General features: G+C 60.1%; 20 protein-coding genes. 12 read left to right on the plus strand and 8 right to left on the minus strand.

Features of this window, described 5'->3' with window-relative positions:
• Window position 1 precedes the first annotated feature (1 nt).
• Window positions 2–1,309, plus strand: coding sequence for a thymidine phosphorylase (deoA, locus tag AB8B29_RS18260; RefSeq protein WP_092575970.1), 1,308 nt, complete (start codon window positions 2–4; stop codon window positions 1,307–1,309).
• A 54-nt stretch (window positions 1,310–1,363) separates the two neighbouring features.
• On the opposite strand, the gene AB8B29_RS18265 is transcribed toward deoA, so the two are convergent.
• From AB8B29_RS18265 to AB8B29_RS18295, 7 genes are all read right to left on the minus strand, one after another.
• The gene (locus AB8B29_RS18265) at window positions 1,364–1,885 is read right to left on the minus strand and encodes a TIGR02281 family clan AA aspartic protease (RefSeq protein WP_047560084.1); all 522 of its coding nucleotides are present in this window, start codon (window positions 1,883–1,885) and stop codon (window positions 1,364–1,366) included.
• Between the two features lie 126 nt (window positions 1,886–2,011).
• A complete protein-coding gene (gene upp / locus AB8B29_RS18270; RefSeq protein WP_037200387.1) occupies window positions 2,012–2,641 on the minus strand; it encodes a uracil phosphoribosyltransferase in 630 nt (209 codons plus the stop codon).
• 122 nt (window positions 2,642–2,763) lie between these two features.
• On the minus strand, window positions 2,764–3,732 hold the full coding sequence (locus AB8B29_RS18275; protein ID WP_037200388.1) for an adenosine deaminase: 969 nt from the start codon (window positions 3,730–3,732) through the stop codon (window positions 2,764–2,766).
• The gene (locus AB8B29_RS18280; protein WP_112442609.1) at window positions 3,729–4,949 is read right to left on the minus strand and encodes a phosphopentomutase; all 1,221 of its coding nucleotides are present in this window, start codon (window positions 4,947–4,949) and stop codon (window positions 3,729–3,731) included. Before AB8B29_RS18280 ends, AB8B29_RS18275 begins: the two co-directional genes overlap by 4 nt.
• A gap of 134 nt (window positions 4,950–5,083) precedes the next feature.
• A complete protein-coding gene (locus AB8B29_RS18285) occupies window positions 5,084–5,674 on the minus strand; it encodes a TadE/TadG family type IV pilus assembly protein (RefSeq protein ID WP_234904012.1) in 591 nt (196 codons plus the stop codon).
• Complete coding sequence (locus AB8B29_RS18290) at window positions 5,671–6,291, minus strand: TadE/TadG family type IV pilus assembly protein (RefSeq protein WP_112442611.1); 621 nt, start codon at window positions 6,289–6,291, stop codon at window positions 5,671–5,673. The genes AB8B29_RS18285 and AB8B29_RS18290 overlap by 4 nt, the downstream gene beginning before the upstream one ends.
• Window positions 6,292–6,449: 158 nt before the next feature.
• Complete coding sequence (locus AB8B29_RS18295; protein ID WP_037200393.1) at window positions 6,450–6,872, minus strand: pilus assembly protein N-terminal domain-containing protein; 423 nt, start codon at window positions 6,870–6,872, stop codon at window positions 6,450–6,452.
• Between the two features lie 406 nt (window positions 6,873–7,278).
• Here AB8B29_RS18295 and AB8B29_RS18300 point away from each other — a divergent pair, with 406 nt between their 5' ends.
• The 10 genes from AB8B29_RS18300 (at window position 7,279) to AB8B29_RS18345 (ending at window position 17,017) form a co-directional block, all read left to right on the plus strand.
• Window positions 7,279–7,461, plus strand: coding sequence for a Flp family type IVb pilin (locus AB8B29_RS18300; protein ID WP_092575965.1), 183 nt, complete (start codon window positions 7,279–7,281; stop codon window positions 7,459–7,461).
• 93 nt (window positions 7,462–7,554) lie between these two features.
• Window positions 7,555–8,067 carry an A24 family peptidase gene (locus AB8B29_RS18305; protein WP_092575962.1) on the plus strand — a complete coding sequence of 171 codons (513 nt, stop codon included), beginning with the start codon at window positions 7,555–7,557 and terminating at the stop codon, window positions 8,065–8,067.
• A 164-nt stretch (window positions 8,068–8,231) separates the two neighbouring features.
• Window positions 8,232–9,044, plus strand: coding sequence for a Flp pilus assembly protein CpaB (gene cpaB / locus AB8B29_RS18310; protein WP_092576010.1), 813 nt, complete (start codon window positions 8,232–8,234; stop codon window positions 9,042–9,044).
• Window positions 9,045–9,058: 14 nt separating this feature from the next.
• Window positions 9,059–10,558 (plus strand): type II and III secretion system protein family protein, encoded by a 1,500-nt coding sequence (locus AB8B29_RS18315; protein WP_112442613.1) that lies wholly within the window; start codon window positions 9,059–9,061, stop codon window positions 10,556–10,558.
• Window positions 10,559–10,613: 55 nt separating this feature from the next.
• Window positions 10,614–11,348, plus strand: coding sequence for a CpaD family pilus assembly protein (locus AB8B29_RS18320; RefSeq protein WP_092575956.1), 735 nt, complete (start codon window positions 10,614–10,616; stop codon window positions 11,346–11,348).
• Window positions 11,349–11,379: 31 nt separating this feature from the next.
• Complete coding sequence (locus tag AB8B29_RS18325) at window positions 11,380–12,651, plus strand: CtpF protein (RefSeq protein WP_112442615.1); 1,272 nt, start codon at window positions 11,380–11,382, stop codon at window positions 12,649–12,651.
• Window positions 12,652–12,732: 81 nt separating this feature from the next.
• Window positions 12,733–14,217, plus strand: a complete 1,485-nt coding sequence (locus AB8B29_RS18330) for a CpaF family protein (RefSeq protein WP_037200992.1) — start codon at window positions 12,733–12,735, stop codon at window positions 14,215–14,217.
• Between the two features lie 8 nt (window positions 14,218–14,225).
• A complete protein-coding gene (locus AB8B29_RS18335) occupies window positions 14,226–15,233 on the plus strand; it encodes a type II secretion system F family protein (protein WP_112442617.1) in 1,008 nt (335 codons plus the stop codon).
• A gap of 21 nt (window positions 15,234–15,254) precedes the next feature.
• Window positions 15,255–16,232 (plus strand): type II secretion system F family protein, encoded by a 978-nt coding sequence (locus AB8B29_RS18340; RefSeq protein ID WP_037200987.1) that lies wholly within the window; start codon window positions 15,255–15,257, stop codon window positions 16,230–16,232.
• A 140-nt stretch (window positions 16,233–16,372) separates the two neighbouring features.
• Window positions 16,373–17,017 (plus strand): LysE family translocator, encoded by a 645-nt coding sequence (locus tag AB8B29_RS18345; RefSeq protein WP_037200985.1) that lies wholly within the window; start codon window positions 16,373–16,375, stop codon window positions 17,015–17,017.
• A gap of 57 nt (window positions 17,018–17,074) precedes the next feature.
• On the opposite strand, the gene AB8B29_RS18350 is transcribed toward AB8B29_RS18345, so the two are convergent.
• A complete protein-coding gene (locus tag AB8B29_RS18350) occupies window positions 17,075–17,902 on the minus strand; it encodes a tetratricopeptide repeat protein (RefSeq protein WP_037200983.1) in 828 nt (275 codons plus the stop codon).
• 148 nt (window positions 17,903–18,050) lie between these two features.
• Between AB8B29_RS18350 and AB8B29_RS18355 the strand changes: the two genes are divergently transcribed.
• On the plus strand, window positions 18,051–19,442 hold the full coding sequence (locus AB8B29_RS18355) for a leucyl aminopeptidase family protein (RefSeq protein WP_037200981.1): 1,392 nt from the start codon (window positions 18,051–18,053) through the stop codon (window positions 19,440–19,442).
• Window positions 19,443–19,647: the final 205 nt, after the last annotated feature.

The following is a 19,647-nucleotide window of genomic DNA, read 5'->3' on the forward strand; positions in this document are numbered from 1 at the left end:
CATGATCCCGCAGGAAATCATCCGGCTGAAGCGTAACGGCGCCGCCCTGTCGGCTGCCGATATCGACGATTTCATCGGTGCATTGGCGCGTGGCGAACTGGCGGAAAGCCAGATCGGCGCTTTTGCCATGGCCGTGTGGTTTCGCGGAATGACGCGCGATGAGACCGTGGCCTTGACGCTCGCCATGGCCCGCTCCGGTGATACGCTCTCCTGGTCCGTCATCGGCAGGCCGATCGCCGACAAGCATTCGACTGGCGGCGTCGGCGACAACGTCTCGCTGATGCTGGCCCCCATTGCCGCCGCATGCGGCCTCGCCGTGCCCATGATCTCCGGTCGCGGCCTCGGCCACACCGGCGGCACGCTCGACAAGCTGGAATCCATTCCCGGCTACGGGATCACCCCGGATGCGGCGCGCTTCCGCAAGGTGGTGGACGAGGTGGGCTGCGCCATCATCGGCCAGACCGGCGCTTTGGCACCCGCCGACGGCAAGCTCTATGCGGTGCGTGATGTCACCGCAACCGTCGACTCCGTACCCTTGATCACCGCTTCGATCCTGTCGAAGAAACTGGCGGCGGGGCTGGAAACCTTGGTGCTTGACGTCAAGATCGGCAATGGCGCCTTCATGACGTCGCAGGAGGAGGCGGAGACACTGGCGCGCTCGCTGGTGGATGTCGCCAACGGCGCCGGCGTGAAAACCTCCGCCCTGATCACCGATATGAATGAGCCACTGGCCGATGCCGCCGGCAATGTGGTGGAGCTTCGCAACTGCCTGGATTTCCTGAAGGGCAACAAGGCGGGCACGCGGCTTGAAACGATCGTGCTGGCCTTCGCTGTGGAGATGTTGGTTCAGTCCGGCATTGCTGCGGACAGCACCGAGGCGGAGGGCAGGGCGCGAGACGCCATTGCTTCCGGGAGGGCGGCTGACGTGTTCGGCCGCATGGTGCATGGTCTCGGCGGTCCGGTCGATCTGCTCGAGAATCCCGATCGGTATCTGACAGCCGCGCCGGTGCAAAAGCCCGTTCTTGCCTCCTCCGATGGATGGCTCGGCGCCTGCGATGCCCGCGCGATCGGCATGAGCGTGATCGATCTGGGCGGCGGACGACGTCATCCGCAGGACAAGATCGATCATCGCGTTGGCTTCAGCGATATCCTGCCGCTCGGCACGAGGGTCAGCAAAGGCGACCGCATCGCAACCGTTCACGCCGTCGATGAGGTAACTGCGGAAAAGGCCACGGCCGATCTGGCTGCCAGCTATCGCATCGTTGAGACTGCGCCTGTCTTGCCGCCCGTTATCGTCACCAGGATATGACGTCAAAACAATAGAGTGGAGCGGTTGAGCGATTCTGCGAAACGCTTGGCCGCCCTATTGCGTCAGGCGCAATGTGCTGTTCTGGACACCATAGGAATTCAGCCTTTTCAGGAAGCTCATACCGATCAGTGTCGTGGATAACGCGCTGTCCTTCGCCACGATGGCGTCGATATCGCGGACCCTGATCCCGCCGATCTCCAGGCGCCCGAGCTTGACGAGAGCTACCTTGGAAGTGCCGTTTGCGGTTTGCATCGGATAACGATAGTCCAGATCGACGCTGCTGAAGCCGATGCTGCGTGCTGTGCTTTCGTTGATCGCGACATAGGTTGCACCGGTATCGATCATCCCATGCACCGGTCGGCCGTTAAGGTTGAAATCGCCCTGATAGTGGCCGCTCGCATCGGCGTGCAGCAATACGGTGCCATAGAGGCTGGGCGGTTCGGCCTTCTGCGGCGGAACGGAAACGGTTTCCACCGGCGCGGGCTTTTCTCTGTTTGCGATCCCGGTCAAGAGCGGTGGCACCTGGGTGGCCGCAACGGCGATGATGCCGGCAAAGACAAGAACGCGAACAAGCATCAGCGAGGCCCCTCCTGCGGGCATCGCCATATGTAAGTCAATTTTACTGAAGGGCCGCTAAAGCAATCAGTAAAAAGCCCGGCAGTTGGACACCGCCGGGCAAAACAGCAAATGTAACGGCGAAATCTACTTCGTGCCGTACATACGGTCGCCGGCATCGCCGAGGCCGGGCACGATATAGCCCTTCTCGTTCAGATGGCTGTCGATCGCGGCGGTGAAGACCGGCACGTCCGGATGCGCGTTGCGGAAATTGGCAATGCCTTCGGGAGCGGCCAGCAGGCAGAGGAAGCGGATATTGTGGGCACCACGTTCCTTCAGCTTGTCGATCGCCGCAATCGAGGAATTGCCGGTCGCCAGCATCGGGTCGACGACGATGATCAGGCGCTCGGCGATATCCTCCGGTGCCTTGAAGTAATATTCGACGGGCTGCAGCGTCTCGTGATCGCGGTAGACGCCGATATGCGAGACACGGGCCGAGGGCACGAGGTCGAGCATGCCTTCCAGCAGGCCGTTGCCGGCGCGCAGGATCGAAGCGAAGACCAGCTTCTTGCCTTCGAGGATCGGCGCGTCCATCGGCTGAAGCGGCGTTTCGATCGTCTCGATGGTCAATTCCAGGTCGCGCGTCACTTCGTAACAAAGCAGCGTCGAGATCTCGCGCAGCAGTCGGCGGAAGCTCCCTGTCGACGTCTCCTTCTTGCGCATGATTGTGAGCTTGTGTTGCACAAGCGGGTGATCGATGACAGTGACGCCGTCCATGGTTTCAGCCTTCCAGTAATTCCGCGATATGAGATGTTTCTTTCACGGAAATCGTCTCTGGTGCAAGAAAATAGGCCGCTTTGGGAAATTTCATCCCCAGTCTGCGGCCTGGAATCCAGCCTTTACAGCCTCGCCAGCAACGCCGCCCGGGTCGCCTCGTCCACGAAGGCAGCTTCGATTGCCGTGCGTGTCATGGCGTCGATCTCGTCGTCGCTGAAGCCGAAAGCGGTTGAAGCGAGTTCATATTCACGCTTGAGCGACGTATGGAAGAAGGGCGGATCGTCGGAGTTGATCGTCACCCGCACGCCGGCCTCGCGCAGCTTGCGCAGTGGATGCGATGGGAAATCCGGGAAGACATTGAGTGCGACGTTGGAGCCCGGGCAGACCTCCAGCACCGTGCCGAGATCGGCGAGGCGCTTGACGAGGTCTGCATCCTCGACGGCGCGCACGCCATGGCCGATCCGATCGGGGCGGACCAGCTCGACGGCATCGGCAACGCTGAAGGCGCCGCAGACTTCGCCGGCATGGATGGTGATGCCAAGACCGGCCTCGCGGGCGATGTCGAAGGCGCGGGCGTAATCGGCGACGCGGCCCATACGTTCTTCGCCCGCCATGTTGAAACCTGATATCAGCGGATTGTCGCTCCTGGCCGCATATTCGGCCGCCTTCACCACCCGGTCCGGGCCGAAGTGGCGTTCGCCTGTCACGATCAGCCGGGCCTCGATGCCGGTCTTTGCCTTGGCGGCCCGAATACCAGCAGAAACCCCGGCCATATAGGCGTCGGCGCCGAGGCCGATGCGGTCCCCATGATCGGGCGAGACGATGAGCTCGCTATAGATGGTGCCGATGCCGGCAAGCTCTTCCAGATAGGTTTCCGTCAGCAGCGCATAATCTTCCTCCGTGCGATAGACCTCGGAAACCTTGTCGTAGCAGACGAGGAATTCGGCGAAATCCTTCCAGAGATAGATGCCATCCTTGAGGAAAGCGCTGGTGTCGACGCCGTATTTCCGTGCCTGCGCGAGCGTCAGCGCTGGCGGAGCCGCGCCTTCCAGATGGCAATGCAGCTCCACCTTCTTCAAATGCGATGTCAAAGGAAACTCCTTCCATGCGGTCCTGCCGCAACGCCCAGATGTTGTGCGATCGTCTCGCCGATGTCGGCATAGGTTTGGCGGATGCCGATGGAGCGCGAGCGGATGCCCGGTCCATAGGCGATGACCGGTACGCGCTCGCGCGTGTGATCCGTGCCGCGCCAAGTCGGGTCGCAACCGTGATCGGCGGTCAGTATGACGAGATCGCCTGCCTTCATTTTCTTAAGCACTTCCGGCAGCCGCGCGTCGAAGGCCTCGAGCGCCGCAGCATAGCCCGGCACATCGCGGCGATGGCCGTAGACCATGTCGAAATCGACGAAATTGGTGAAAACCAGATCGCCGTCGGCAGCTTCGTCCATGGCCTTCAACGTGGCATCCATCAAAGCCATGTTGCCATTGGCCTTGATGACTTTGGAAACGCCCTGATGGGCGAAGATATCGCCGATCTTGCCCACCGCATGCACGGTGCGTTCGGCCTTGACGAGGCGGTCGAGCAGGGTCGGTTCCGGCGGCAGCACGGAGAAGTCGCGGCGGTTTCCGGTCCGCTCGAATGTTGCCGCCGTCTCGCCGACGAAGGGGCGGGCAATGACGCGGCCGATATTATAGGGATCGAGCAGGGTGCGCACGATCTTGCAGAGGCCGATCAGCCGATCCAGCCCGAAATGCTGCTCATGTGCGGCGATCTGGAAGACGGAATCGGACGAGGTGTAGCAGATCGGCTTGCCACTGCGAATATGCTCTTCCCCGAGCCTGGCGATGATATCCGTGCCGGACGCATGGCAATTGCCGAGAATACCGGGCAGATCGGCCGCCTCGCAGATGGCTTTCACCAGCTCCGGCGGAAAGGCGTCGCCCTCGGCCGGAAAGTAACCCCAATCGAACATAACAGGCGTTCCGGCGATCTCCCAATGGCCTGATGGCGTGTCCTTGCCGCGTGAAACCTCGCTGGCGCAGCCGTAGACCCCATAAAGCTTCTCAGGCTGCGGCATTCCGGCGGGATAGCTGCCTGTCGCCGCCTTGGCGATCTCCAGCAGCCCGAAGGCGGACATGGTCGGCAATACCAATGGTCCCTGGCGCAGGCCTTCGCGGTCGGCGGCACCGGCGGCACAGAATTCGGCGATATGGCCGAGCGTGTCGGCGCCCTCGTCGCCATAGCTTGCCGCATCCGGGCCGCCGCCGACGCCAAAAGAGTCCAGAACGAAGAGAAAGGCGCGCGCCATGGATCACCCGATAAAGATCATCGCCGCCCGGCGGTTCCGCCGGGTGCATTGGGCGTCACCCATATAACGGAGCCATCGACTTGGCAATTTTCCGTTTCGGTTGGGAATGCCGAGCTTGGTCTTGATGATCGCGCTCAGCAGTCGCTGCAGCTGATCGACGTGCCGACGCGCTGGCGATAGTAATACTGCCGGCTTATGGTGATCTGGTTGGTGCCGCTCGGCAGGAAGTTGGCGCCGAAACTGATGAGCTGGTAAGGGATGGCAAGCTCGCTGCGGACGAGGAACGTGCTCGCCTGGTTCAGGCTGCTGGGGATCGTGACCGCGGTGCCGGCCGAATAGGGCCGCGTCCCGTCCTGTGCCCAAGACCAGGCCACCGTCGCATTTCCTGTAGCGTCGATCGCAATGCCGGTAATCTTCAATGTCAGGCCGGTCGTGACATAGGGCGCGAAAATAGCACTGGCCACGGACGGCATGGTGGCAAGCACCGACTTCGTGACGCTCGACTGCTGCGAGACGATATCCGCGATCGAGCCGGCCGAGCGGCTGGCGCGCTTCGAGAAGCTGAGGCCGACGGTAAGCTCGAAAGCGCCGAGGTAGAGCATCAGCAGCACGGGAAAGAGAATGGCGAATTCGATCGCGCCGACGCCGCGCCGGTCGCGTGCAAAGCGCCGCAGGAGACCGAAGGACGTGCCTTCCTTCTCTATTATGTTCGCTTGCCCGCTCAAGGATAGTTCTCATTCTGGAAAGCAGCGGTAGCGACGATGAGGTAGGTCGTCGGCATCGAGCCGTCGGACGGCCGTATGTTGGTGAGATAGGGCCGCATGAGGTCCGTCATGATCTGCCATCGATAATAGGCGCGCACCATGTTCATGGATTTGGCGCCGCCAGGTGCGAATGCAAAGCCGGTGGTCTTGAGATCGGAATAGGGATCCGTCGACGATTGGCGCGGAACTGTCGTCGGCATGGCTGCGAAGCTGGCGTAGTTTTCAACATCGAGATAGAGGCTCGATGGCGTCGTCGCTTCCGATGACGAGCAGGTGATCAGCACCGAGATCTCATTGCAGAAGGCCTGGCGGAATTGCTGCTGAGTTGTATTGCTTGCGGTGATTTGTCCGGTTCTGATCTGGCGCGACAGGGTGTCGACGGCATTGGAAATGACCTGCTCGGCGGTGAAGGCGACGAAGGTCTCCAGGATCGCGAAGACGATCAGGAAATAGGGAATGGCAAGCAAAGCGAATTCGATCGCCGCGGTTCCGTCGCGAGAGCGCACGAATTCGCGCAAACGACCTCGGGCACGCCGCTGTGCTGGGCTCTTGTTTCCGAGAAGATCATCGTCTGGCATCGTTGAGTATCCGCGGCGATTTGCCTGCGGGTGAAACTAGAGATGCTTTCTTGATAATCCGTTTCTCTTCTCTCTTCATATTTAAAGGAAACCAGGATTATCGATTGGAGGGTAATTCCTAAATATTTCTTTCGAATATTTGCATCAACAAAAGCGTCTTACTGGCCAGTTGGCGCGGCTGTCGCGGTATTGCTCTGCTGGGCGTGCTGTTCGCAATTGGGTGTGCACGACAGTACGGCGCGATCCGTCTGGCGAAAGACGCGCACTGTATTGCCTTCATCGATCGAGACCAGGATCTGTTCGTCCACGATCGCATTGTCGTCAGCATCGAGCAGGATGATATTCGTGGTGCCAAAATTGCGGCCGGTCAGCACGATGGTCTTCGGATCCGCGACAGTCGCATCGGCGACCTGGGAATTTCCGACGATGACTTTCGCGACGGGACGGTCAAGCTTCAATACGCGCGCGTGATCCATGTAGACGCGCAGCATGCTTTCTCCCGCAGCCTGGGAAAGCTGTGGTGTCATGCTGGCCAGGGCGACTACGCCGGCAAGGAATGCGGTTTTGCCGCCGATTGGCATGGCTTTGCCTCTTGGAGTTGATGTCGAAAATGTTTACCGCACAGAATGAGAAAGAATGGTGAATGAACGATTAAGGCGTCGCTCGATAGCGTGATTATGACGCTGGTGTCCCTCATCTGACTTCCGTTCTTCGTTTTTCACGACAAATACGTGTCATTACGAGGCAAGTCGCATATTATTCTAATATACCTGTACCTAATAATTTCTTTTAAGCTAAAAGTTTTCTTTAAAAATGCTTGGAAAGACATGAATTGGAGTTAACTATTCTATTTTCGCTTTGGAATTTACACTGCGTTAACCCACTTCCTTAAAGCGATGGAAACGGCGCGCGACTAGGGTTCAACGCATCCGATCAACGGCAAACAGTTGGCGGACGTGCTGTCAACAAAGTGAGTGGAGTAAATCAATGTCCAAGCTTTTTTCGCGCTTCCTGAAGGATGAATCCGGTGCGACCGCAATCGAATACGGCCTGATCGCTGCTCTGATCTCGGTCGCCATCATTGCCGGCGCAACCACCCTGGGCAATACGCTCAGCACGACCTTCAACAACATCTCGACGAAGATGAATAACGCTTCGGCCGCACATTAATCTGTCGCGGCGCCATAATAGTAATTTGGTATGGGAGCCGCCCAATAATGTGGGCGGTTTCTTTTTTAGTACACAGGATCGGAGGAGTTGGCATTGCTTGAAGCTGCAGTATTACTCATCTTTCCGCTTTGCATGTCGATAGCGGCGATCTCCGATCTGCTGACCATGACGATCCCAAATCGTGTGTCTCTGGCGCTCGCAGTCTCATTCTTGGTATTGGCGCCCGTTTTCGGATTTTCATTTGCGGAAATCGGTATGCACTTCGCCGGCGCCGGCATTGTCTTTTTTGCCTGCTTCGCGCTGTTCGCGCTGAATGTCATGGGCGGCGGCGATGCGAAGCTCTTGGCTGCTGCAGCACTCTGGTTCGGTTTCGATTCTTCGCTGATGGAATTTCTCGTCTATGTCGCGTTTATCGGCGGGGTGGTGACGGTTCTGATCGTTTTGCTTCGGTCGCAATCCAGCATCATCATGGCCATTGGTCTGCCCGTGCCGAATTCATTGATGGTCGCCAAAAAAATCCCCTACGGCATTGCGATTGCCATCGGCGGCATCCTTGCCTTTCCCTCCTCGCCGCTTTTGATTGCAGCGACCCAAGGGGCGCTCTAAGCCGGAAATCGGCGAGTATAAATTAAATCACTATATAAATATTCTCTAATTTACATCAAGTAATTATGGTTAAGTAATTATAAATGTAATACACCATTAACTATAATTATACCAATTGCTGAGCATTCTGCGGGGCGAAGAATCCTGTTCCCCAAGGAATGACCATGAAACCCGCTCGCATAATGATACTCGCAGTGGCAGCTGTCGCGGCAGGGATGGCCGGCCTGCTCGCGATGCGTCTGGCCGGTTCGCACAATATCGTGCCCCAGGTTGCGGCGGTGGTGGAAAAGGAAGCAACGATCAATGTGCTCGTTGCGAGTGCCAACCTGCCCGTCGGCTCGCGCCTGAATGAGAGCTCGGTCCACTGGATGGGCTGGCCGGAAAGCGGCATCGTCAAGGGCCTTATCACCGAGAGCGAGCGGCCCGACGCGCTGAAAGACCTGAACGGCGCGGTGGTCCGCCTGCCGATTTTCGAGGGCGAGCCGATCCGGGAAGAAAAGGTCGCCGATTCCAACAGCCGCATCCTTTCCTCGTTGCTGCCTTCCGGCAAACGGGCCGTCGCCACCGAGATTTCCGTCGCAACCGGCGCCGGCGGCTTCATTCTTCCGAATGACCGCGTCGACGTGATCATGGTCCGCAAGGGTGCGCAGCAGCAGCTCATAACCGAGACGGTGCTCAGCAACGTGCGTGTCTTGGCCGTCGACCAGCAGATCGAGGAGAAGCAGGACGGCAGCAAGGCTGCGGTTGGGGTGACCGCGACGCTGGAACTGACGCCGGATCAGACGAAGGTTCTGGTCGTCGCGCACCAGATGGCCGACCGGCTGACGCTGGCATTGCGCTCCGTCGCCGACGCACAGCAACCGGATACGACCGCCGCCGACTATCTGCTGGCCGGCGACAGCGGCAGCGGCCTTGTGCAAGTCATCAAGTCGGGAGCGATCGTGACCGATGGCCCAACCGGAATGAAACCACAATGAGAAGGGGCGGGATCATGTTCAAGACCAACAAGAAAGCCAGCTCTCCCCTTGCAGCAATTCTCTCGTTTTCCGTGGCTTTCGCGGGATTGCCCTTGGCGGACATCCCGGCTTTTCTGCGTATGTCCGCCGCACGCGCAGGCGGTTCCGACAGCATCGTTACGATTGCCGGCCTCGGCACGAAGCGCACTTTGAAGCTTGGTCTCAACAAGGCGCTGGTCGTCGATCTGCCGGCCGACGCACATGATATTCTCGTTTCCGATCCGAAAATGGCGGATGCTGTGACACGCACATCGCGTCGCATCTATCTTTTCGGCAAGACGGTCGGCCAGACCAATATCTTCGTCTTCGGTGCGGACGGCAAGGAAATCGTCAGCCTCGACCTGCAGATCGAGCGCGACATTGCCGGCCTGCAGGACAATATCAAGCGTTTCATCCCGGACTCCGATATCAGTGTCGAAATTGTTTCCGACAATATCGTCCTGACAGGCACCGTACGCACGCCGCAGGATGCGTCACGGGCTGTGCAGCTTGCCCAGGCCTTCCTGAAGGGCGGTGAAGCAACCACTCGCTTCGCGACGGCGACAGGCAGCGGCGACAACAGCTCTGTCGCTCTCTTCGCTGAAGGGCGGCAGACCTCGCAGATCGTCAACATGTTGCAAATCGAGGGCGAGGATCAGGTCACGCTCAAGGTGACCGTCGCCGAGATCAAGCGCAGCGTGCTGAAGCAGATCGGCTTCGACAATCTTGTCAGCAACTCTTCGGGTCTGACGGTGGCGCAGCTCGGCAATATTCAGAACGACGCGAGCGCGGCGGCTGCCGGCGGTGGTCTTGCCAGCCTCTTCAAAACTGCCGTCGGCAAGTACAGTATCGGCACCTATCTCAACGCAATGGAACAGGCGGGCGCCGTTCGTACATTGGCGGAGCCGACGTTGACGGCGATCTCCGGTCAGGCAGCGACCTTCACTTCGGGCGGTCAGACACTCTATTCCACGTCGAACAAGGATGGGAGTGTTACAATCACGCCCTTCAACTATGGTATCAGCCTGGCCTTCACGCCGGTCGTATTGTCTGCCGGACGCATCAGCCTGCACATACAGACGCAGGTGTCGAACCCTATCGGCACGGCAAACACGGCAACGTACAATCAGCGCGCCGCCGATACCTCGGTTGAATTGCCGTCCGGCGGCTCGATCGCCCTTGCCGGCCTTTTGAATGATACCATCCAACAGACCACCAACGGTACGCCCGGCGCCTCGAAAATCCCGATCCTCGGTGCGCTGTTCCGACAGAAGAGCTTCCAGCGCGACGAAAGCGAGCTGGTCATTATTGCGACGCCCTATCTGGTCCGCCCGGTGGCCCGCAGTCAGCTGGCGCGTCCCGACGACAATTTCTCGCCGAGCAACGATGTCAGCGGCTTCTTCATGAACCGTGTCAACAAGATTTACGGCCGCAAGGATGCGCCGCCGGTCGCCGACGCCGATTTTCACGGCACCGTTGGCTTCATCTACAAATGAGGGGACACGGAGCATGACGCGCACCTTTTCAACCGGATCAACGAGAGATCAGAAGATGGCCAGTCTCGACCGCAACGCGCCCCGCACCGGCCGGCCCCGTTTCTCCACGCTGGCCTTGATTGCCCCGGTCTTGATCTTGACGGCCGTCGCCGTCAGCGGCTGTGCCGATTCAAGGGATCGCATGACGACCAGCGCCATCAATGACGATTATCGTCAGCGCCACCCGATCGTCTTGACGGAGAAGGAACATAATATCGACATACCGGTGGCCGCCAGCGACCGCCACCTGACCACGGGCATGCGCGACACCGTCCGCGGCTTCGTTCAGGACTATAGGGCGCACGCGACCGGCACGGTCGAAATACTGTCGCCAAGGCAGTCGGTAAACACTTTGGCCGCATCGGCGCTGCGCCGGCAGATTCGCCGGGAAATGGTGGCAAATGGCATACCGTCGGGGCGTATCGTCGATACCTATTATCCAGCCGGTGGTCCTGATGACGCTGCTCCGATCCGTCTGCGCTTCGCCGCGACGACGGCGGCCACCAATGCTTGCGGCCAATGGCCCGACGATCTCTCAGACAACGCCTTCGACAACCAGAACTATTACAATTTCGGCTGCGCGACCCAGCAGAACCTGGCGGCGCAGGTCGCCAACCCGACGGATCTTATCTCACCGCGCGCCACGACGCCGATCGATACCGATCAGCGCGGCAAGATAATCGACAATTATCGCAGCGGCTCGGTCGCGACCAGCACGGCCACCCTCGGCGGGTTCAGTTCTGGAAATTGAGAGCAAGCGGTCGGCAGAACAGGATAAAGTGATGAGCGCCATCGATTACGACATTGGATCGACTGCCGCGGAGGCCGAGGAAGCCCCGCGCTCTGGCAACCTCGACAACTTGCGGCCGCTGCCACGCATTTCCGTGCATGTCTTCTGCGAAAGCGAGCAGTTGCAGCAGGTTATGGACCGATGCGCCAACGATCGCCGCATGTCCAAGGTCAACCTCCGGATCACCAGCGGCGGCACGGCCGCTGCTGCGAACATGTTTGCTTCGACGCCGACACCCAATCTGATTGTCCTCGAGACGCGCGCAAATTCGCGCAATCTGCTGGCCGAACTGGCGCCGCTCGCGGCCGTCTGCGATCCGAGCACCAAGGTGATCATTGTCGGTTACCACAATGATATCGCCCTTTACCGCGAACTGATACGCAACGGCATTTCCGAATATATCGTCCAGCCCGTTGATATGAACGATATCATGACGGCGATGGCGGGGATTTTCATCGACCCCGACGCGGAGCCGCTCGGCCGCAGCATTGCCTTCGTCGGCGCGAAGGGTGGGGTAGGCGCATCCACGATCGCGCATAATTGTGCCTTCGGAATCTCGACCCTGTTCTCGACCGAAACCATTCTTGCCGATCTTGATCTGCCGTATGGCACGGCCAACATCGATTTCGACCAGGACCCCGCTCAGGGTATTGCCGAGGCAGTCTATGCGCCGGAGCGTCTGGACGAGGTCTTCCTCGATCGCCTGCTGACCAAATGCTCGCAGCATCTGTCGTTGCTGGCTGCGCCCTCCATGCTGGATCGTGCCTATGATTTCGACGGTCAGGCATTCCTGCCCGTCCTGGATGTTCTTCAGCGCAGCGCGCCGGTCGCCGTCCTCGACGTACCCCATCAGTGGACGGAATGGACACGCTCGGTGCTTGCGGCTGTCGATGAAGTCGTCATTTGCGCCGCACCCGATCTTGCCAACCTGCGCAACACCAAGAACCTGATTGACGCGTTGCGCAAATTGCGTCCCAACGACAAGGCGCCGCATCTCATTCTCAATCAAGTCGGCATGCCGAAGCGCCCCGAGATCAACCCGGTGGAATTCTGCGCGCCATTGGAGACGGATCCGATCGCCATCATTCCGTTCGACATCAATCTGTTCGGCAATGCCGCCAATAGTGGTCGCATGATCTCGGAGACGGATCCGAAGTCGCCAGTCGCCGAGACCTTCGCGCAGATATCGCACATCGTCACCGGGCGCATCGCTGTGAAGAAGGCAAAAAGGGGCGGCCTTCTTGGTCGCCTGAAGCGGAAGTAGTTGTTTGATTTCGCATGAGTTTCGAAGGGTCGATTTCCCTCGGTGAAAATCATGCTGCAGTAATGGAGTTGGATCGAGACCATGTTTGGCAAGCGCGGAAATGAAGGTTCTGCAAAGAGCGGTGGCGGCGCACTTCCGCCGGCGCCGGCGCGCGCGCCTGCCACGACGGGCGCACTCGCGGGTCCGGCAGTGCTGGTCGAGCCGTCGCGCGACGCCGCGCAGCCGCGTCAACAGGTGGCACCGCCTTCGATGCAGACGCCCGCCCGGCGCCGACCCGCGCGCACCGAGGAATATTATGACACCAAGGCGCAGGTCTTTTCCGCGCTGATCGATACGATCGACCTGTCACAGCTTTCCAAGCTCGACAATGAAGCCGCGCGCGAAGAAATCCGCGATATCGTCAACGACATCATTACCATCAAGAATTTTGCGATGTCCATTTCCGAGCAGGAGGAACTGCTCGAGGATATTTGCAACGACGTGCTTGGCTATGGCCCGCTGGAGCCGCTGCTGGCACGCGATGATATCGCCGATATCATGGTCAATGGCGCAGGCCAGACTTTCATCGAAGTGGGCGGCAAGACCGTCGAATCCGAAATCCGTTTCCGCGATAATGCCCAGCTTCTTTCCATCTGCCAGCGCATCGTGAGCCAGGTCGGCCGCCGCGTCGATGAATCGAGCCCGATCTGCGACGCTCGCCTGCCCGACGGCTCGCGCGTCAACGTCATAGCGCCGCCACTGTCGATCGACGGCCCGGCGCTTACCATTCGCAAATTCAAGAAGGATAAGCTGACGCTCGACCAGCTCGTCCGCTTCGGCGCCATCACGCCGGAGGGTGCGACACTGCTGCAGATCATCGGCCGCGTACGCTGCAACGTCGTTATTTCCGGCGGCACCGGCTCGGGCAAGACGACGCTTCTGAACTGCCTGACCAATTACATCGACCGTCACGAACGCGTCATCACCTGCGAAGACACCGCAGAGTTGCAGTTGCAGCAGCCGCATGTCGTGCGTCTCGAAACCCGCCCGCCGAATATCGAGGGGGAGGGCGAGATCACCATGCGCGACCTCGTCAAGAACTGCCTGCGTATGCGCCCCGAACGCATCATCGTCGGCGAAGTGCGCGGCCCCGAGGTCTTCGATCTGCTGCAGGCAATGAATACCGGTCACGATGGCTCCATGGGCACCATCCACGCCAACACGCCGCGCGAATGCCTGAGCCGTATCGAATCGATGATCGCGATGGGCGGCTTCAGCCTGCCGGCCAAGACCGTGCGCGAAATCGTTTCCAGCTCCGTCGACGTGATCATCCAGGCCGCGCGCCTGCGCGACGGTTCGCGACGGATCACCCAGATTACCGAGGTGATCGGCATGGAGGGCGATGTGATCATTACGCAGGACCTGATGCGCTATGAGATGGACGGCGAGGACGCCAATGGCCGCATCATCGGCCGGCACGTCTCCACCGGTATTGGCAAGCCGCATTTCTGGGATCGTGCACGCTATTATAACGAGGAAAAGCGCCTGGCCGCCGCCCTCGATGAGATGGAACAAAAGTCGCAATAGGACTCCCCATGTTCGGTGTCGATCCAACGGTGCTACTGATTGTCTTGCTCACGGCCGTCTCCGCGGCTGCGATCTGCTATGGCATTCTTTATTCGCGGATCGAGTCGCAGAAGAAGGCCGACAGCCGCGTCAACCGGGTCAGCCAAGCCGAGACCGACCGGCTGAAGGTCAAGGCTACGCGTGATCGTGTTCAGGAACTGTCGAAGCGGCGCAAGTCGGTGCAGGATTCGCTGAAGGATCTGGAAAAGCGCCAGACCGAAAACATCAAGAAGAAGCAGTCGCTGAAAGCGCGCCTGGGACAGGCTGGCCTGTCGCTGACGCCCTCGCGTTTCTACGTCTTCAGCGTGCTGTTCGGCCTGTTTGTCATGTTGATCCTTTTCATCGGCCGTGCACCGTTCCTCGTCATCCTGGGTTTGCCCTTCGCTGCCGCCTTCGGTCTGCCGCGCTGGCTCATCGGGTTCCTCATCAAGCGCCGGCAGAACAAATTCCTCGATGAATTTCCGAACGCGCTGGATCTTATCACGCGCTCGCTTCGCGCTGGTCTGCCACTCCACGATGCCATACGGCTGGTGGCGGGCGAGGCGCGCGAGCCGGTCAAGACCGAGTTCCGGCGGGTGGTCGAGGCACAGCAGGTCGGCCTCAGCATGTCGGATGCCTGTGGGCGCATGAACAACCACATGCCACTGCAGGAGGTGAGTTTCTTTGCAATCGTCATCACCATCCAGGCTCAGGCTGGCGGCAACCTGTCGGAAGCGTTGGGCAACCTGTCGCGGGTGCTGCGTGAACGCAAGAAAATGAAGGCGAAGGTCCAGGCGGTGTCGATGGAAGCAAAGGCGTCCGCCGCCATCATCGGCGCGCTGCCCTTCATCGTCATGCTGCTCGTCTACCTGACGTCGCCGCAATACATGATGGTCCTGTTCAGCGATCCGCGCGGTCACCTGATCCTGATGGGCGCTGGCATCTGGATGTCGATCGGCATTTACATCATGCGCAACATGGTCAATTTCGAGATCTGAGCGGAAGGAGCCGCATAGCCCATGTCCGATCTGGCCTCTCAACTGACCGATCCCGGCACCATTCTCGCCGTCGTCGTCGCGATCGCCGTCTTTGCTACCTTCTATACGATCGCCATGCCCATGCTCGAGCGCGGCGATCTCAATAAGCGCATGAAGGCCGTGTCGACGGAGCGCGAGCAGATCCGGGCGCGCGAGCGGGCGCGGCTGAGCGCCGAAGGCGGCAAGGCAACGCTGCGCAACCAGAACAATCGTAACGTCAGGCAGATCGTCGAGCGTTTCAATCTGCGCAACGCGCTGGTGGACGCAAATACGGTCAACCGTCTGCGTGCCGCCGGCCTGCGTTCGGAAAACGCGCTGAACATGTTTCTGGTGGCGCGGTTTCTGTTGCCGTTCCTGTTCCTGGCCGTTGCCATCGTTCTGGTCTTCGTTCTCGGATATTTCGCCGCCAAGCCTCTTCCGATCCGCCTTCTCGGCGTCATCGGCACGGCCTATCTCGGCTTTTATGCGCCGAACATCTATATTTCGAATTTGGTGACCAAGCGCCAGAAGTCGATCAAGCGCGCCTGGCCCGATGCCCTCGACCTGATGCTGATCTGCGTGGAGTCGGGCATATCAATCGAAGCCGGCATGCGCCGTGTGGCCGAGGAAATGGCCGAGCAATCCCCGCCGCTTGCCGAGGAAATGGTGCTGACCACGGCGGAGCTTTCATTCCTGCAGGATCGGCGCACCGCTTTCGACAATCTTGCCGCCCGCACCCAGATCGAACTTGTAAAGTCCGTAACCCAGGCTCTTATCCAGGCCGAGCGCTACGGTACGCCGCTATCGCAGGCCTTGCGCGTCATGGCACAGGAAGGCCGCGACGAGCGCATGAACGAGGCGGAGAAGAAGGCGGCCGCCTTGCCGCCGAAGCTGACAGTGCCGATGATCGTCTTTTTCCTGCCCGTTCTGATGGCGGTCATTCTCGGTCCGGCGATCATCCAGGCCATGGACAAGTTCTGACCGGCAAGCTTGCCGCCAGCGCGGAAGCGTGGTTAATCTCCAATTTGAAGTCGCTGACAGCATCAGCGGATGGCCTCCCCGATGCGCGGAGGTTCGCATCAGTTGCTAAGCGGATTTCCAGGCATGTTGGGAGGTGTCGCATGTCATCCATAGCCATATTTTTCAGCGTTATCGCCGCGGTTTTTATAGGGGCCGTCAGCCCCGGGCCGAGCTTTGTGCTCGTGTCCCGCATTGCCGTTTCCCGCTCGCGCAAGGCCGGTCTCGCCGCCGCCTTCGGCATGGGAACCGGAAGCGTCATCTTCGCGACGCTGGCTCTGTTCGGCCTGAGCGCACTTTTGATGAAGGTCGAATGGTTGTACCTCGCGCTGAAGGTCGCGGGCGGCCTCTATCTGATCTATGTCGGCATCCGCATCTGGCGCAGCGCGGCGCATGATCTCCCGATCGACGCACCGGCCACGCCGGCGGCGGGCGGTATCGTGCGCAATTTCCTGTTTGCGCTTGGAACCCAGCTCAGCAATCCGAAGACGGCCATCTTCTACGGCAGTATTTTTGCAGCACTTCTTCCGGCGTCTCCCGCTCCCCGGTTGCTGCTCACCGTGCCGCCGGCAGTTTTCGTGGTCGAGACGGGCTGGTACATGGTGGTGACGATGGCTTTTTCGTCCAATCGCCCGCGTGCGCTCTACATCGGATCGAAATTGTGGATCGACAGGGTTGCCGGTGCCATCATCGGAGCGCTCGGAGCGCGGTTGGTGATCGACGGCCTGCCACGGCATATCTGGCGTTGATCAACTGGCGAACGGGCAATTCCAGAGGCAAGCGCCGCTCATTTTACTGGAATTATTTTATTGGACCGTTTTCTTCGCATCGCCACTGGCGGCGAGCTTCTGCCATGAGTTTTGTTGCGCCAGCATAGAGCGCAGATAGGCGACGTTGGCGTTCGCCTGTTGTGGTGTCAGCTCCTGCCGGGCGATCTGCTCGGCTTCTGCGAAGCGACCCTGCAGGCCGACGACCAGCGCCAGGTTCTGCCGCACGCGGCTGTCGGCGCCCGGCTGGCCGACGGCGGAGCGAAGATAGGTTTCGGCATTCTTGAGATCGCCGGTCAGCACGTAGGACATGCCGAGGTTGGAAAGGATCGTCGGCTCGTTGGGAGCCAGCACCAGCGCGTCGCGATATTTGCCGCGGGCATCGGTGGAACGCCCGAGCTGGTCGAGGATCGCACCTTGTGCGGACACCAGGCGCCAATCGGGTCGGTCGGGGGTCTGGGCGCGATCGATGGTCGCCAGCGCCTCGTCCAATTGGCCTGCCGCCGCCTGTGCCTTGCCATAGGCCGCCAGCACGCCGCGATCGCTCGGATTGTTGATCGCAACCTGTTGCATGACAGCAAGCGCCTGATCGTTGCGGCCGCTCATGCGCAGGGCATTGGCATAGTTGACGCCGGCGTCGCGATCCTTGGGATTGGCGTCATAGGCCTTGCCGAAGGTAAGGGTCGCCTGCGCCAGGTCGCTGCCGTTCATCGTATCGAGGGACTTCGACGCCGTCGGGATCGAGCCGGTCGTCATCTTGTCTTTGCCCGTTGTCGAGCAGCTTGCGAGTGCGAGCGCCAGAAGCGCGGCCGAGGTGCCCTGGAAAAGAAAGGTTCTGAACGAAGACGCGATTGAACCGGCGGACATGACGCTTTTCCCTGAATCCTTAAGTCTTGCGCCCGGCCTAGAATCGGAACAGGGAAAGGTTCGACGCAATGTTCGCTCCAGCAATAATCTGTTAACCCTAACAGACGGTTAACTCTCGATTCCCTGAAGTCATCGTCAAAGGAAAGTCATGGCCCCTTATCAATTCATCGAGCGCGCGACGCCCTTCAATTCGAAGGGTGGGGCGACGCTGCCGATCTTTGCCGTCACGCCGGCGCATATAGAAACCGGCACCATCGATCCCATCGCGCTCGATTGGGCGCGTAAGGCCGGCTACAAGGCCGACAGCGGCTCCTTGCTCCTGATCCCGACGGCAGATGGACATCTGGGCGGTGCATTGTTCGGCCTTGGCTCCAATCCGTCCGAGCAGCCATTCCTGACCGGCAGGCTGGCGCGCAGCCTGCCGGCGGGCGACTGGCATATCGAAACGGCGCCTTTGACCGCGAACCGGCTTTCGCTTGGCTTCGGTCTCGGCAGCTATCGTTTCGAGCGCTACAAGTCCGAGAAGGTAACGGCGCCGACGCTGATGATCCCGCGCGATACCGATGCCACCGACATCAAGCGTCAGCTTGCCGGCGTCTTTCTTGCCCGCGATCTCATCAACACGCCGACCAACGACATGGGGCCGGAACAGCTCGAAGCCGCCTTCCGGGCGCTTGCCCAGCACTACAAGGCCGACATGTCCGTCATCATCGGCGATGATCTGCTGAAGGAGAATTTCCCGCTGGTGCACACTGTGGGACGCGCCAGCGCCGATGCCCCGCGCCTCTTGGAGCTGCGCTGGGGCAAGAAGGGCCATCGCCGCATCACGTTGGTCGGCAAGGGTGTGTGCTTCGATACCGGCGGCCTCGACATCAAGCCGGCATCCTCGATGCTCCTGATGAAGAAGGACATGGGCGGTGCCGCCAATGTCATGGGCCTGGCGCTGATGATCATGGACGCCAAGCTCAAGGTCGACCTGCGCGTCATCGTTCCGGTCGTCGAGAACTCGATTTCGGCCAATGCATTCCGCCCCGGTGACATCTACAAGAGCCGCAAGGGCCTGACGGTGCAGATCGACAATACGGACGCCGAGGGACGCCTGATCCTCGCCGACGCGCTTGCCTATGCCGACGAGGATGCGCCCGACCTGATGATCGACATGGCAACGCTGACCGGCGCTGCCCGCGTCGCGCTCGGCCCGGACCTGCCGCCCTTCTTCACCGACGACAACGATCTTGCCCGCGATCTGACCGAGGCGAGCCTGGAGACGGACGACCCGCTGTGGCGCATGCCGCTCTACATGGGCTACGACAAGGATATCCGCACGAAATTCGCCGATATCACCAATGCGCCCGCCGGCGGCATGGCCGGCTCCATCACCGCCGCCCTGTTCCTCAAGCGTTTCGTCACGAAAACGCCGAGCTGGGTGCATTTCGACATCTTCGGCTGGGCTCAGAGTGAACGACCGCACTCTCCGGGCGGTGGCGAGGCGCAGGCGATCCGGGCTTTGTATCACCATATCCGGCAGAGTGTGCGTTAGGGCACTATAGTTCCCTCTCCCCGCGTTGCGGGGAGAGGGGTAGGGTGAGGGGCCACGCACGTCGGCGCGGTCACGCCGGACTGGCCTTACCATCACCAATAACGGATCCGAAAGGACGGTAACTCTCGTCTTGAGGCTGCTGCAGAGAAAGCCCCATCCCGAGCCCTCGACATTTCACTTAAGCTCAATGTCCCGGTCCCACTTT

Origin of the sequence: Rhizobium sp. 11_C7_N12_5 (assembly GCF_051811145.1) — a bacterium.
In the GTDB taxonomy this organism is placed as follows: domain Bacteria; phylum Pseudomonadota; class Alphaproteobacteria; order Rhizobiales; family Rhizobiaceae; genus Rhizobium; species Rhizobium lusitanum.